Annotated in this window: 15 protein-coding genes; 8 read left to right on the top strand and 7 right to left on the bottom strand. The window is 32.5% G+C overall.

What is annotated here, in order from left to right; all coding sequences use genetic code 11:
- Nucleotides 1–285 precede the first annotated feature (285 nt).
- Nucleotides 286–1,086 (top strand): Cof-type HAD-IIB family hydrolase, encoded by an 801-nt coding sequence (locus tag JQN76_RS04745; RefSeq protein ID WP_000237538.1) that lies wholly within the window; start codon nucleotides 286–288, stop codon nucleotides 1,084–1,086.
- 248 nt (nucleotides 1,087–1,334) lie between these two features.
- Here the strand turns inward: JQN76_RS04745 and JQN76_RS04750 are convergent, their stop codons facing one another.
- Entirely contained in the window at nucleotides 1,335–2,327 is a 993-nt protein-coding gene (locus tag JQN76_RS04750; protein WP_000161536.1) for a D-lactate dehydrogenase, read from the bottom strand.
- A 269-nt stretch (nucleotides 2,328–2,596) separates the two neighbouring features.
- On the opposite strand from JQN76_RS04750, the gene JQN76_RS04755 reads away from it, so the two are divergent.
- Nucleotides 2,597–3,268 (top strand): NAD(P)H-dependent oxidoreductase, encoded by a 672-nt coding sequence (locus JQN76_RS04755; RefSeq protein ID WP_000069101.1) that lies wholly within the window; start codon nucleotides 2,597–2,599, stop codon nucleotides 3,266–3,268.
- A 119-nt stretch (nucleotides 3,269–3,387) separates the two neighbouring features.
- Here JQN76_RS04755 and JQN76_RS04760 read toward each other — a convergent pair whose 3' ends face one another.
- Nucleotides 3,388–4,194, bottom strand: a complete 807-nt coding sequence (locus tag JQN76_RS04760) for a VOC family protein (protein ID WP_000863985.1) — start codon at nucleotides 4,192–4,194, stop codon at nucleotides 3,388–3,390.
- Between the two features lie 170 nt (nucleotides 4,195–4,364).
- Nucleotides 4,365–4,649 carry a GNAT family N-acetyltransferase gene (locus JQN76_RS04765; RefSeq protein WP_000067115.1) on the bottom strand — a complete coding sequence of 95 codons (285 nt, stop codon included), beginning with the start codon at nucleotides 4,647–4,649 and terminating at the stop codon, nucleotides 4,365–4,367.
- 226 nt (nucleotides 4,650–4,875) lie between these two features.
- Here JQN76_RS04765 and mhqR point away from each other — a divergent pair, with 226 nt between their 5' ends.
- The 3 genes from mhqR to mhqD all read left to right on the top strand — a co-directional run bounded on the left by mhqR (nucleotide 4,876) and on the right by mhqD (nucleotide 6,971).
- Nucleotides 4,876–5,310 (top strand): MarR family transcriptional regulator MhqR, encoded by a 435-nt coding sequence (gene mhqR / locus JQN76_RS04770; protein ID WP_000376235.1) that lies wholly within the window; start codon nucleotides 4,876–4,878, stop codon nucleotides 5,308–5,310.
- A gap of 77 nt (nucleotides 5,311–5,387) precedes the next feature.
- Entirely contained in the window at nucleotides 5,388–6,356 is a 969-nt protein-coding gene (gene mhqE, locus JQN76_RS04775; protein ID WP_000609347.1) for a ring-cleaving dioxygenase MhqE, read from the top strand.
- Nucleotides 6,357–6,377: 21 nt separating this feature from the next.
- Nucleotides 6,378–6,971 carry a methylhydroquinone degradation carboxylesterase MhqD gene (mhqD, locus tag JQN76_RS04780; RefSeq protein ID WP_000400032.1) on the top strand — a complete coding sequence of 198 codons (594 nt, stop codon included), beginning with the start codon at nucleotides 6,378–6,380 and terminating at the stop codon, nucleotides 6,969–6,971.
- 104 nt (nucleotides 6,972–7,075) lie between these two features.
- Here mhqD and JQN76_RS04785 read toward each other — a convergent pair whose 3' ends face one another.
- The 4 genes from JQN76_RS04785 to JQN76_RS04800 all read right to left on the bottom strand — a co-directional run bounded on the left by JQN76_RS04785 (nucleotide 7,076) and on the right by JQN76_RS04800 (nucleotide 12,304).
- Nucleotides 7,076–8,155, bottom strand: a complete 1,080-nt coding sequence (locus JQN76_RS04785) for a YkvI family membrane protein (RefSeq protein WP_001549787.1) — start codon at nucleotides 8,153–8,155, stop codon at nucleotides 7,076–7,078.
- Nucleotides 8,156–8,498: 343 nt separating this feature from the next.
- Nucleotides 8,499–10,463, bottom strand: coding sequence for a fructose-1,6-bisphosphatase (locus tag JQN76_RS04790; RefSeq protein WP_000192168.1), 1,965 nt, complete (start codon nucleotides 10,461–10,463; stop codon nucleotides 8,499–8,501).
- A gap of 373 nt (nucleotides 10,464–10,836) precedes the next feature.
- On the bottom strand, nucleotides 10,837–11,607 hold the full coding sequence (locus JQN76_RS04795) for a DUF2705 family protein (protein ID WP_000536959.1): 771 nt from the start codon (nucleotides 11,605–11,607) through the stop codon (nucleotides 10,837–10,839).
- Nucleotide 11,608: 1 nt separating this feature from the next.
- A complete protein-coding gene (locus tag JQN76_RS04800) occupies nucleotides 11,609–12,304 on the bottom strand; it encodes an ABC transporter ATP-binding protein (protein WP_000382899.1) in 696 nt (231 codons plus the stop codon).
- A 439-nt stretch (nucleotides 12,305–12,743) separates the two neighbouring features.
- On the opposite strand from JQN76_RS04800, the gene JQN76_RS04805 reads away from it, so the two are divergent.
- The 3 genes from JQN76_RS04805 to JQN76_RS04815 are packed head-to-tail and all read left to right on the top strand — an operon-like array spanning nucleotide 12,744 to nucleotide 14,446.
- Nucleotides 12,744–13,202, top strand: coding sequence for a MarR family winged helix-turn-helix transcriptional regulator (locus JQN76_RS04805; protein ID WP_001834516.1), 459 nt, complete (start codon nucleotides 12,744–12,746; stop codon nucleotides 13,200–13,202).
- Nucleotides 13,195–14,358, top strand: coding sequence for an MFS transporter (locus JQN76_RS04810; protein WP_000185195.1), 1,164 nt, complete (start codon nucleotides 13,195–13,197; stop codon nucleotides 14,356–14,358). The genes JQN76_RS04805 and JQN76_RS04810 overlap by 8 nt, the downstream gene beginning before the upstream one ends.
- A complete protein-coding gene (locus tag JQN76_RS04815; RefSeq protein WP_031774931.1) occupies nucleotides 14,348–14,446 on the top strand; it encodes a hypothetical protein in 99 nt (32 codons plus the stop codon). Before JQN76_RS04810 ends, JQN76_RS04815 begins: the two co-directional genes overlap by 11 nt.
- Nucleotide 14,447: the final 1 nt, after the last annotated feature.

A 14,447-nucleotide genomic window follows, 5' to 3' on the forward strand; every position in this document is an offset into this window, starting at 1 on the left:
CCGATATTTAATTGTATTTTTAAAAATTCTTTCACATTATGTATAGATGTTATAAATTAGTATATCACACTATATTTTGTCCAAATGATAAATATATCGTTATATTTTTACAATATTCTGAAATTTATGTTCGCCTCTGAATGCTATATCCAGTGTAATGTGTTTTGCATATATGAAAGCAATTTCAAAATGTGAATATAGGTTCATTGTGGTATGACAAACTTCATTGCTTGTCATGAGATGGATATAATGAAGACGACTAAAAGAGCAATGAGGAGGATAATCATGGTTAAGGCTATTGCGGTAGATATGGACGGGACGTTTTTAGATTCGAAAAAGACATACGATAAATCAAGATTTGAAGCGATTTTTACTGAACTTAGAAATAGAGATATTACATTTATTGCTGCGAGTGGCAATCAATATGCGAAGTTGAAGTCTATTTTCGGGGATAGAGATATGTATTTTATTTCTGAAAATGGTGCAGTTATTTATAATGGCAATGAGTTATATAATTATAAAAGCTTTAATCGTCAGGTGTTTCAACAGGTTGTCGATTACTTAAATATGAAGCAAAGTATTGATCAACTCGTCATCTGTGGTTTGAAAAGCGCGTATATTTTAAAACATACTTCTGAAGCGTTTAAAGAAGATACGAGATTTTATTATCATCAGTTAAAAGAAATTGACAGTCTACAGCAATTACCTGAGGATGATTATGTCAAAATAGCATTTAATATTAATCGTGAGACGCATCCGAATGTTGACGAAGAAGTAGCAACGCAATTCAGCAATGATATTAAACTTGTCTCAAGTGGGCACGATAGCATTGATATTATTATGCCAAACATGACTAAAGGGCAGGCATTAAAACGATTGTTAGATAAATGGGAAATGTCTCCTTCAGAGCTCATGGCCTTCGGAGATGCGAATAATGATAAAGATATGTTAGCGTTCGCTAAGCATAGTTATGTGATGGAAAATAGTCATGATGAAGAATTGTTCAATATTGCCTCTGCTGTCGCTCCAAGTAATGATAAGCAGGGTGTATTAACGATTATCGAACAAGAAGTGTTGAAAAAGTAGGTAGTATATCATCAATGAAGCAGCTATCATGATACTAAATACATGTTAAATGAAAACTTTGAATACGAATCATCAAATATTAATATATCTCAAACAGGTTAGGCAATAATGCCATAGTAAAATAAGCGCACTAAAATCATTTGAATAGATGATAAAATAAAGCGGATTTTAATCAAATCGATTTTGATACAGATATACAAAATAAAAAGCAAAGGCACATGGCGCGCCTTTGCTTTTAAATATATATATTAATTTAAACGTGTTTCACATGTACCAGTGTTAATGACAGATAATGCTGCGTTTAAACCACCTTCAACAAGGTTTTGTACTGCTTCATCAGAGAAGAAAGCAATATGTGGTGTTACTAAAATTCTTTCATGTTCGATTAACTCTAATAATGTTTTATCGTCAATGTCTTTATTAGTCCAGTCATTTGTGAAGTATGCTGCTTCATTTTCATAAGTATCAATCGCAGCACCTAACAAAGTACCATCGTTCACTGCAGCGATTAAATCAGGTGTATTGATGACTGCACCACGTGCTGCGTTAACTAAGATTGCACCTTTTTTCACATGATCAAACATTGCTTTATCGAATAAATGATAGCTTTCTTTGTTCGCTGGAACATGTAAAGAAATAATATCGGCATCTTTAATAGCTTCTTTAACACTATCTTTATAAGTTAAAAAGTCTAAATCTTTATTAGGATAGGCGTCATAAGCTGTAATTGTAGCACCAAATCCTGCATATATTTTAGCTGTAGCAGCACCGATACGACCCGTACCAATAATTGCAACAGTCATATTTTTAACTGGTTTAGACATGATTTCTGCTTGCCAAGTAAAATCATGTGCTTGTACACGGCGTTCAATATCTGGGAAGCGACGCACTAATTGTAGGGCGATAGAAACAGAATACTCTGCAATTGTTTCAGGTGAATAACTAGGAACGTTAGATATCACAATATTGTGTTTTTTAGCTAAATCTAAATCATACATATCAAATCCAGCAGTACGTTGTGCAATTTGTTTAATACCGTAAGATTCTAATTTAGGATAAACGTCATTTTCTAACTTACCAAATTGCATTGTAGTTACGCCATCGTAATCTTTTAATTGATCGACTGTAGCACTTGATAATAGCTCTTTAGAAGTAGTTACTTCGACATTATTCTTTTTCCCCCAATTTAATGCCATCTCTTTCTCATAATCACGCGTACCAAAGAACATAATTTTTGTCATTATTAAAAACCTCGCTTTTAAAAGATTGAAAAGTAAATGAGTGAAATTAAAGATTATGCACATTAAAATCACGCCACAATTTAATTGTGAAAAATATCGCAAATATATTATAACACTAAATTTCCCAAAATTCAAAAGTGTGTTTTATTGTAGAAAACTTATAACATGTGCACAAGTTATAGTGAATTGCAAACGGATTACTTTAGTCTTTTTAAAACATGAAGTATAATTTGTATAGCAATAAATATAAAAATGGGAGGCTATGTTCAATGAGCAATATGAATCAAACAATTATGGATGCATTTCATTTCAGACATGCGACTAAGCAATTCGATCCACAAAAGAAAGTTTCGAAAGAAGATTTTGAAACAATATTAGAGTCAGGTAGATTGTCTCCAAGTTCTCTTGGGTTAGAACCTTGGAAGTTTGTCGTGATTCAAGATCAAGCGTTACGTGATGAATTAAAAGCGCACAGTTGGGGCGCAGCAAAACAATTAGATACAGCGAGCCATTTTGTGCTAATTTTTGCGCGTAAAAATGTAACGTCAAGATCACCGTATGTACAACATATGTTAAGAGATATTAAAAAATATGAGGCACAAACGATTCCAGCTGTTGAACAAAAATTCGATGCATTCCAAGCAGATTTCCATATTTCTGATAATGATCAAGCCTTGTATGACTGGTCAAGTAAACAAACGTATATTGCATTAGGCAATATGATGACGACAGCCGCATTGTTAGGTATTGATTCATGTCCGATGGAAGGTTTTAGTCTGGATACAGTGACAGACATTTTAGCAAATAAAGGGATCTTAGATACTGAGCAATTTGGTTTATCAGTGATGGTCGCATTTGGCTACAGACAACAAGAGCCACCGAAAAATAAAACACGCCAAGCTTATGAAGATGTTATTGAATGGGTTGGACCAAAAGAATAAATAGAATACCGTATGTCTAAATATATAAAATTAAAAAGTTAGCAATAAAAAAGCCTGCGATTACATAAATGAATCGCAGGCTTTTGCGTGAAAAAATTGTATTAATAAAGTATGGATGATTATTTTTCTGGAACAAGGTCAGTATTTGAATGAACTGTGATGTCAAACCCTTCTGGTGCCGTAAATGTATGTGTTGAGGCGTCGGGTTGATAAATATCAACATGTGTTAATCCATAACTTTGTGAATTGTTTTGTCTTGCTTGATTGGATTGCCAAGTATTAGCAGCAATATGATGGTGATAATGATTCGTTGACATAAATAGCGCACGTGGAAAATCAGACACATGTTGGAATCCTAATTGTTCAATGTAACATTGATATGCTGCGTCTAAATCATGTGTTTTTAAATGTAAGTGTCCAATCATGCCTTTTGCTGGCATTCCTTGCCAACCTTCATCAGTACGATGTGTTAATAAGGTTTGGCTATCAACTTCTAAAGTATCCATTTTAACTTTGCCATTTTGCCATTCCCATGAAGATGAAGGTCTATCGCGATAGACTTCAATACCATTACCTTCGGGGTCGTTGAAATATAAAGCTTCACTTACTAAATGATCACCAGCGCCGATGCCCATATTTTTTTGTGCCACGAAATATAAGAAGTTAGCTAGATCCTCAGTAGTTGGTAATAAAAATGCTATATGAAAAAGCCCTGCTTCACGTGGGGAAGTCTGACGGCCGTCTTCTAATAAATGTAACGTTAGAGTATGGCCACCAGTCCCAACAGATAATACGGTTGTATTATCGTCAGAACTTTTAACGGATAGTCCTAAAATGTTTTTGTAAAATGTTGTCATTAAGTCTAAGTCTCTTACGTTCAGTACAATGTTTGTCACTTGTGTTGCTGTTTTATCGTGAAATGCCATTATGCATCGCCTCTTTTTCTATTTTTCTATAAGTTAGTATAAAAAGTATACCAGAAAAGAAAATGAATTGATAGCATAAAGTTTGAAATGCAAAATAACTAGTCGTTTTGCAATTTTATATTGATGCGAACAAAAAAGCGATGGTACAGTTGCACCATCGCAAAATTTATTTAACCAAGATATACATCTTGATATGAATCTTCTTTTTCTAACATATGTTTGGCAAATGAACATGAGGCAATAATTTTCAAATTATTTTCTCGAGCGTGTTCAACAACTGCTTTAAGTAGTTTTTTGCCAACACCTTGACCACCAAGTTCATCAGATACGCCTGTATGATCAATGTTAATTTCATTATTATCCACAAAACGGTATGTGATTTCAGCTAAAGCATTATTTTCATCATCACCAATATAGAATTTGTTCTCGCCTTGTTTGATTTCAAGGTTACTCATACATATCAACTCCTATCATGATTGATTATAGTATTTCCCTATTCTATTTTAACTTAAACGAAGTCAAAGGTGCATGACAGTCATGTGACGACATTGCCACATCTATGTAGTCGTTTTTATTAAGCACAGTTTGAAATGAAGATGAAAACACGTATCTTGACATTAAATCTATTCAGCTATATAATTTATCTCGAAATCGAAATAAAATAAAAAAGTTGGTGATCATATGGATCGAACGAAACAATCTCTCAATGTTTTTGTCGGAATGAATAGGGCGTTAGACACATTAGAGCAAATTACAAAAGAAGACGTAAAGCGATATGGCTTAAATATTACTGAATTTGCAGTGCTCGAGTTGCTTTATAATAAAGGTCCGCAACCAATTCAACGTATTAGAGACCGCGTATTAATTGCAAGTAGCAGCATTTCATATGTTGTAAGTCAATTAGAGGACAAAGGTTGGATTACACGTGAAAAGGATAAAGATGATAAACGTGTATATATGGCTTGTTTAACTGAAAAAGGTCAAAGTCAAATGGCAGATATTTTCCCTAAGCATGCTGAGACATTAACAAAAGCGTTTGATGTGTTAACAAAGGATGAATTAACAATCTTACAACAAGCGTTTAAGAAACTAAGTGCACAATCTACAGAAGTGTAAGGCGTGCACTAAAAATTTACATTAAAGTATCTCGATTTCGAGATAAATGCACTAAAAATATAAAGAGGGTATATAAAATGATAAATAATCATGAATTACTAGGTATTCACCATGTTACTGCAATGACAGATGATGCAGAACGTAATTATAAATTTTTTACAGAAGTACTAGGCATGCGTTTAGTTAAAAAGACAGTCAATCAAGATGATATTTATACGTATCATACTTTTTTTGCAGATGATGTAGGTTCGGCAGGTACAGACATGACGTTCTTTGATTTTCCAAATATTACAAAAGGGCAGGCAGGAACAAATTCCATTACAAGACCGTCTTTTAGAGTGCCTAACGATGACGCATTAACATATTATGAACAGCGCTTTGATGAGTTTGGTGTTAAACACGAAGGTATTCAAGAATTATTTGGTAAAAAAGTGTTGCCATTTGAAGAAGTCGATGGCCAAGTGTATCAATTAATTTTAGATGAGTTAAATGAAGGGGTAGCACCTGGTGTACCTTGGAAGAATGGACCGGTTCCAGTAGATAAAGCGATTTATGGATTAGGCCCCATTGAAATTAAAGTAAGTTATTTTGACGACTTTAAAAATATTTTAGAGACTGTTTACGGTATGACAACTATTGCGCATGAAGATAATGTCGCATTACTTGAAGTTGGCGAAGGAGGCAATGGTGGCCAGGTAATCTTAATAAAAGATGATAAAGGGCCAGCAGCACGTCAAGGTTATGGTGAGGTACATCATGTGTCATTTCGTGTGAAAGATCATGATGCAATAGAAGCGTGGGCAACGAAATATAAAGAGGTAGGTATTAATAACTCAGGCATCGTTAATCGTTTCTATTTTGAAGCATTATATGCACGTGTGGGGCATATTTTAATAGAAATTTCAACAGATGGACCAGGATTTATGGAAGATGAACCTTATGAAACATTAGGCGAAGGGTTATCCTTACCACCATTTTTAGAAAATAAAAGAGAATATATTGAATCGGAAGTTAGACCTTTTAATACGAAGCGTCAACATGGTTAATTGGAATGAGGAGGATTTGTGATGGAACATATTTTTAGAGAAGGACAAAATGGTGCGCCAACACTAATATTATTGCATGGTACAGGTGGTGATGAGTTCGATTTATTACCGTTAGGCGAAGCATTGAATGAAAATTATCACTTGTTAAGTATTAGAGGACAAGTTTCAGAAAATGGGATGAACCGTTATTTCAAACGTCTTGGTGAAGGTGTTTATGATGAAGAAGATTTGGCATTTCGTGGACAAGAATTGTTGACGTTCATTAAAGAAGCTGCTGAACGTTATGATTTTGATATTGAAAAAGCAGTACTTGTTGGATTTTCAAATGGATCAAATATAGCGATTAACTTAATGTTGCGTTCAGAAGCACCATTTAAAAAAGCATTGTTATATGCACCGTTATACCCAGTTGAAGTAACGTCAACAAAGGATTTATCAGATGTCAGTGTGTTGCTTTCTATGGGGAAACATGATCCAATTGTGCCATTAGCTGCAAGTGAACAAGTCATTAACTTGTTTAATACACGTGGGGCACAAGTCGAAGAAGTTTGGGTGAAGGGCCATGAAATTACAGAAACTGGATTAACGGCTGGTCAACAAATACTTGGGAAATAACAGTTCTATTAAGAAGCGGACAGATGGAAAAGATTTTTACTTTTCATCTGCCCGCTTTTTTGATTTTGAAGTGCTGTACTAAATTTTACAATAGTATAGATATTTTAATCGATATGAGATTTGCCGGTAATACGCTTAATTAAACCTTTATAGAGTACAGGTATGAGTAAGATGAAACCGAACAATCCCATAATAGGGAATACTTTTCCAATTAATGAAATGAAACCGATAAATGTACTAATATAAGTGATGACAGCCATTGTAATAATAATGATGAAGTAACGTCTGCTGAATGGAACGCTGAAACGTGACGCAAATGCATACATTAATCCAACAACAGTATTGTAGATGACAAGTATCATAATGACAGACATAATAATACCAATTGACGGAGACATTTGTGTCGCTAATTTTAATGTAGGTAGATCTACGTGTTTAATTTTATCGAATTGAGAAATTAAACCTAGATTAATCATCATGAGTAAAAATGTAATGATTAAACCGCCAATCAAGCCCCCGTATAACGTTGAGTCACGATATTTAACTTTACTACCCATCACTGATAAGAAGCTGAAGGCAGCAGCAATTTGCAAGCTTGCATAGTTAATCGCATCAAACCACCATCCAGGTGATAATGATTTCTGCTTATGAATCTGAGCATCATTATTAGCGGCAGTAAAATCAAGATGACTTGTTGTGAAATAGTAGACCGCAATCATAATGACAATCGCAATTAAAAATGGGGTAACACCGCCAAGCACAGCAATTAAACGATCGAATTTTAGAAACAGTGTTGCTAAAATAAAGGCGACTAATATGAGTGCGCTCAGCCAATACGGTAAGTTGAAACTTTGATGAATGGTTGACGCACCACCTGCAGTCATAATAATAGCTAAAGACAACATAAACATTGTTAAAATAATATCAAAACCTCTTGCAATAGAGGGGTATAAGAAATAGTTAATTGAATCAGAATGATTTCTGGACTTTAGATGATGACCTGTATGCATGACAACCATTCCACCTAAAGTAATCAATAGTCCTGTTACAATAATGCCTGAAATGCTATATGCGCCATGACTTGTGAAAAACTGGAAAATTTCTTGACCAGTAGCAAAGCCGGCACCAACGACAACACCAACAAAGGCAAATGCCACAATAATGGACTCTTTTAAGATACGCATGATTTAAAAATGTCCCTTCGTAATTTTAAGTAATATAGAAAATGTAACATACATGTTAATGAAAAATATAGTACTAATATAGTATTTTGTTAAATTGGAGTAGAAGCGAGGGTGTCGGTCATTTCATTAATTTATTAGTTGATTTTGCATTTTTTTGCTGTAAAGTTGTTATAATACAGTTAACAGGAATTAGCATAGATACACCAATCCCCTCACTACTCGCAATAGTGAGGGGATTTTTTTCGGTGTAGCTAGGTCGCCTATTTATCATCGTGTTTGCGTAGCCAATGCGTAAACACAGTACCACTAAATAAGTGCACGATACATGCATCAAATGTCGTCTTTAGTCTAAGTAACGATCATGCATTAACATTTTCAAAATATCTATTTGAGCTTGAAGATCTTTACCAATATTGGTATCACGAATCTTCTTACGTTGTAATTCTTTATCTACGACGCGCTTTATAGAAAGTTCATCGATACCTTCGGAAAGTATTTTTTCTTTAGCGTTAAATTGTTGGTGTGCAACGAGTTGCATACCGAATGAATTATACAATAGTGTATAGCCTGCAATGCCAGTTGTTGACTGATAAGCTTTTGAAAAGCCACCATCAATGACAAGCATCTTTCCATCAGCCTTGATAGGATCTTCGCCATTGATTTCTTTCACTGGTGTGTGACCATTAATAATGCGTCCTTCATCTGGATTTAATCCGAAATCACTGAGCATTTTACGAACCATATTCACATCTTCACGAAGATGATAGTACGGATTCTTTTCTTCTTTATGAGAAGCTTTATCTGCAATAAAGTATCGCTCAAACGTAGTCATGGCACGTTTACCAAATAGTGACGAATATTTCCCAGTCCATAAATACCAAACTAAATCCGTCGATAAGTCATCAGTATTTTCTTTTTCATCAAATGATTTACGGACATGATACTCAAACACATCTAATAATTCTTGGCCGCTGTAAGTATGACCATCAATTTCAAATGATTCCATCTCACCATTTTCATCAACTGGAATACAACCATGAATGAGTAAATTGCCATTATATGGTAAGTAAAGAGAGCCTTTACGCATCAAGAAAGACATATGACGACGTAATTTTTCAGATTGTTGGAATGACAATAATAGTTTATTCATGACTTCTTCTTCTTCAGGTAGTAATTCTGCTGGATTATCACGATTGACAGTTTGGAAACATGTGTCTTTCAATGGGTATGTATTACCATAAACTGTAATTTCATTTGTATCATAATTAACCTTTTCAAGCACAAGACGTTCTTCCATTTCGAAATTTGGACGACGTTTAATAATTGGTATTTCTAACTTGAATTGAATCATCGCAATAGCTTGATGAATTTTAGTAATTTGACTTTCTTCACGTTGAGTTAAACGTTCGTGTTTGTCAGGTCTTTTTTTAGGCTTAAAAGCAGGATTATCTGCGTCATAGTATTTTTCAGCTAAAGTAAGCAGTGGTCTTAAATTAATGCCATAAGCGTCTTCGATAATATCTAAATTATCATAACGTGCACAAATTCGAAGTAAGTTTGCTAAGCATACTTTTGACCCAGCATAGGCTCCAACCCAAAGCACATCATGATTACCCCATTGAATATCTAGGGAATGATAATTAATCAGTGTATCCATAATTTTATCTGGTTGTGGTCCACGATCATAAATATCACCGACAACGTGTAAATGATCGACGACTAAGCGTTGTACGGAATAAGCGAGTCCAATAATTAAATCATCTGCCTGTTTAAGTTCAATTACTTGGTTAACAAGTGTTTCGTAATATGATTTTTTATTTTGATATTCATTACTTTTATACAGTAGTTCCTCAATAATATAAACGTATTGTTTTGGCAATGCTTTACGCAGTTTTGAACGCGTATATTTTGAAGAACAATATTTAATTAACTCAATTAAATGTTCGATTGTTGTGATATACCAGACATTAAGTTGACCGCAATTTTGGAAATCACTTTTAATCAATTTTAATTTGTCTTCTGGATAGTAGACAAGAGCAGTTAAGTCATTAAGCTCCTTAGTTGAAAGTCTCTCTTTGAAAATATCATTGATTTTCGCTCGCACGTTCCCAGAACCGTTGCGTAATACGTGTTGGAAAGCTTCATATTCACCATGTAAATCGCTGACGAAATGTTCCGTACCTTTAGGTAATTCTAAAATTGATTCTAAATTGATAATTTCAGTTGCAAGTTTTTCTGGAGTATCAAAATTTTGGGATAGTAAATCTAAATACTTCTTTTTTAATTCTTTTTCAGTAATTTGAGTCATTACGTGTCACTCCTGTAGTATATTTCAAACGTTAGTTTATAAAATAAATGCGCTTACAATGATTATCAAGAAAACGTTAACATTTTTCAATAAGTATGCTTGAATTGATAAAAATAGAGGGCAGGATTTTGGTATTAGGAGCCGTTGCAGTTTAGTTAAGTAAAAGTGGGGAAGTGATATATCTATTTTAAAAATGAGAGAAGAGATTTGTTATATTCACTAGTTTCCTAAAAAATTACGATATGTAAAATGTGTAATTGCCAAAATTTGGATGAAAAAATCCCCGCACCATTATTTGGGTGAAGGGATTTGAAAATGATTTTGGAATACGATGGAATATGTGTGTATTTAGACATTTAATAACTTTAAGTTACTAAATATTTTTCTTCTTGAAAATAAATACTACAAGTATTAAGAAAATAGAAATATAAGCAATATTACCAATAAACAATTCATGAAGTTCTAATTTCGTCGACTTACTAAAACCTTTTTCAACTGTTTGAAGCATAATATTCATCATATTAATAGGATTCCACTTTAGCCAGTCTATTTTTTCTAAAAGTGCCGTTTGAATAACTGCTAAAATAGAACTTGCAAAATAAAAAACAATACCTACAGCAATGGCTACTCCCGTTGAATTTGTTGCAGATGATAATAGCAACGTTAAGCTTAAAACTAACCAAACGCCAACAAATGTGCCTAAACTAACTAATAATAATTGATTCAATAAAGATAATTGATTACCGCTACTTTCAAATATATTTAAATCATTAAAGAATAAAGAACCAATAACAATTGAAGCAATAATTGTAATAATAAAATAAATTAAAGAAATAATAAATAATGTGATGATTTTGCTAACAATCATAGTTGTTCTTGAATATTCACGATAGAGTAAATTTTTAATCGTACCGTAATGAAATTCCATTGAAATGATTGTACTTGCTTGAATAATTAATAAAAATGCAAACCATGAAAAACCATTATAAGCAGATGTGAAAGATTCCTGTGGCGTAAAAATTTCATTGTATTTTGTAGCGATATAACCTTGAGCAACCATTAGTAGAATGAAGACAATAGGTGCGATAAAAGTTGATTTCTTTTTAAATAATTTGAAACATTCTTGTTTAATTAAAGTTCCCATTTTATGCTTGGTCCTCCCTTTCTATGATTTCTAGTAATACATTTTCTAAATCATTATCTTTAAATTGTTTAAGTTCTTCTTCCGATGTTTCTGTAACAATTTTACCTTTGTTAATAATAAGGATAGAGTTTGTGATTTTAACTAATTCACTTAAAATATGACTCGAAATTAAGAAAGTAACACCTTCTTGCGCTTTTTGGACAATCAATTCACGTACATCTCGCACAGCTTTTGGATCTAAGCCGTTCATTGGTTCATCTAAGATAATAAATTGAGGTTTATTTAAAAATGCTATAGCAATTCCTAATTTTTGTTTCATACCAAGAGAATACGTTTTAGCTTTTTTATGAATGTATTCATTCATATGAAGTTGTGAGACAATTTTATCGATATCTTGAGTGTTTTTTGATTCGTTCAATAACTTCAAGTTTTCATATCCAGACATAAAAGGATATATTCCTGGATTTTCAATCAATGCACCGATATTGTTTTTACTGTCCTTGCTGTTAATAACATTAAAATTCCCGCTTTGGAAACTAGAGTAACCTAATATAACTTTCATTAAAGTTGTTTTACCTGCACCATTCGCTCCAACGAGACCAACTATTTGTCCGCGTTTCAGCTTAAATGATACATCTTCGAGAATCGTTTTGTTGCCTATCTTCTTTGTTAAATGTTCTATTGTTAAAACATCCATATCACTATCTCCTTTGCTATTAAATAATCTGAATCTTAAGTTTTTATATATAAAATTAATTTTATCACATAGCAAGTGTTATAAAAATATGGATTTAAAAAACTTTAATAATATAAAACATAAATATGAATACGAGTATTTTTGTAGCATGCAAATGGCATTGCTACATTTATTAAAATTCGCAATTTGTTATGAGTAACTTTTTTGGATAGTAGGCACATTAAAGTGACGAAAACAATTTGTGTGGAGGACAGGGTAAATTCTGCTTATTTAAGATGATAGTTTGTATTATAGATGGATTTGTGAGATAAGTTTGCGGAATAAATGGTGCATAACTAAGTAAATATATGTTAATTACAACAATATTTGACAAAAATGGGAGTGACAACAATAATATAGTTAACCGGTTAACTAACGAAGAGGAGGAATAATAGTGGATATGAAGAGAGAAGTTATTTTAAAGTTACAACAATTTATTATAGAAAGAGAAAATGCCGATAAAAGAAGACAGTATAAAAAGGAAAATGAGGAACTAGATTTATCTCTAACACAATTTCATATCATAGAGTTGATTGATAATAATGATAAAGTGAATAATAAATTTTTGTCTGAAATGTTAAATGTATCAAAACCAGCAATTACTAAATCGATAAAAAAACTTTTAGCGAAAGGCTTAGTAGTTGAATCGCACAATGAATTTAACAAAAGAGAAGTTAATTATTCATTAACACAAGAAGGAAAAAAATTATCTTATATACATGATGAATTACATGAAAAAGCGGTAAAAAAATATGAAGAGGTACTTAAAGTCTTTGATAATGATGAAATGGCAGTTATTGTAGAGTTTTTAAATCGTAGTATAGAAGAATTAAAAAAAGAAGATGGTTTAAATGACTAATAGTAATATCAGATTATATATTCTAGGATTTTTAGCATTTTTTGCATCATTGATTCAAAACATATACACGCCTATTATTCCGAGACTATATGACGATTTTCAAGTACCACTATTTTGGATAAATGCGACAGTTGGCGGTTTTATATTTATCGTTGCAGTTATGCAAATTGTACTTGGTAGAAGTATAGATTCTCGTGATTCGAAAAAAGTACTTTTAACGGGATTGGGAATAGTAATCATATCTAGCTTTATTTGTGCAGTGACACATAACTTTATATTATTTGCTATATCAAGGTTATTTCAAGCAATTGGTTGCGGAATTATTCCTCTCGTGACTTTAACTTTATTAGCCAAACTAAGTACAGATAATGGTAGAGCTCAAGCTATGGCGAACTATCAAATATTTTTATCATGTGCGCCAGCTTTGGCACCAATCTTAGGGAGTACTTTAGGTGCAAGATGGGATTATATTGGTATTTTTAGTTTTTTGCTTGTTATATCTATCGTATTATTTCTGATTATCTTTTTTATTGATATTCCAAATGTTGAAAAAGGGATTGTGAAATTAACTGAAAAAATTGAAGAAAAATATTTGATCGATAAAGTGTTTATTACTTTAGTGACATTGGGATTTTTAATATTTTTGACGTACTTTTCAATATTAGTTTATTTACCGACATTATTAAATAATACCTATGATATAGGCGTTGGAATATCAGGAGTTTTGTTTTTACCTATTACTGTTAGTGTTATATTAGGAAGTTTATTTTATAAACGATTGTCAAAAAAATATAATGAAATAATGATACTTCGTGTTACTATAACTGGATTTGCTATATTTACGTTATTGTTTGGTTGGTTAAACGAATCAAATGTAATTATATTATCAGTAATTATATTTATATTAGGTACTTGTGTTGGTATTGTGCCAGCTTTGCTGTCTACTATAATTTCTAAAAGGTTTGAACATATAAAAGGAAAAGTGCTAGGTGTATTTAATTTTGTGAGATATATTGGAATGACTGTCGGTGCATTATTAATTGGTATCATTTCTCAGCCGTTGGTAGCCTTTTACTTCACAACTATAACTAGCATGTTAATAATAATATTTCTTTATATAAAGATAGGTGACTTTCAGCTAAAGTATGCCAAATAAACTTAAAAAAGCAGTGAATCATTTCAATAGATGGAATGATTCACTGCTTTTTGTGTATAGAAATTTAAAATTCATGCCTTTATACTAAC

This window comes from Staphylococcus sp. SM3655, assembly GCF_016917315.1.
Classification (GTDB): domain Bacteria; phylum Bacillota; class Bacilli; order Staphylococcales; family Staphylococcaceae; genus Staphylococcus; species Staphylococcus aureus.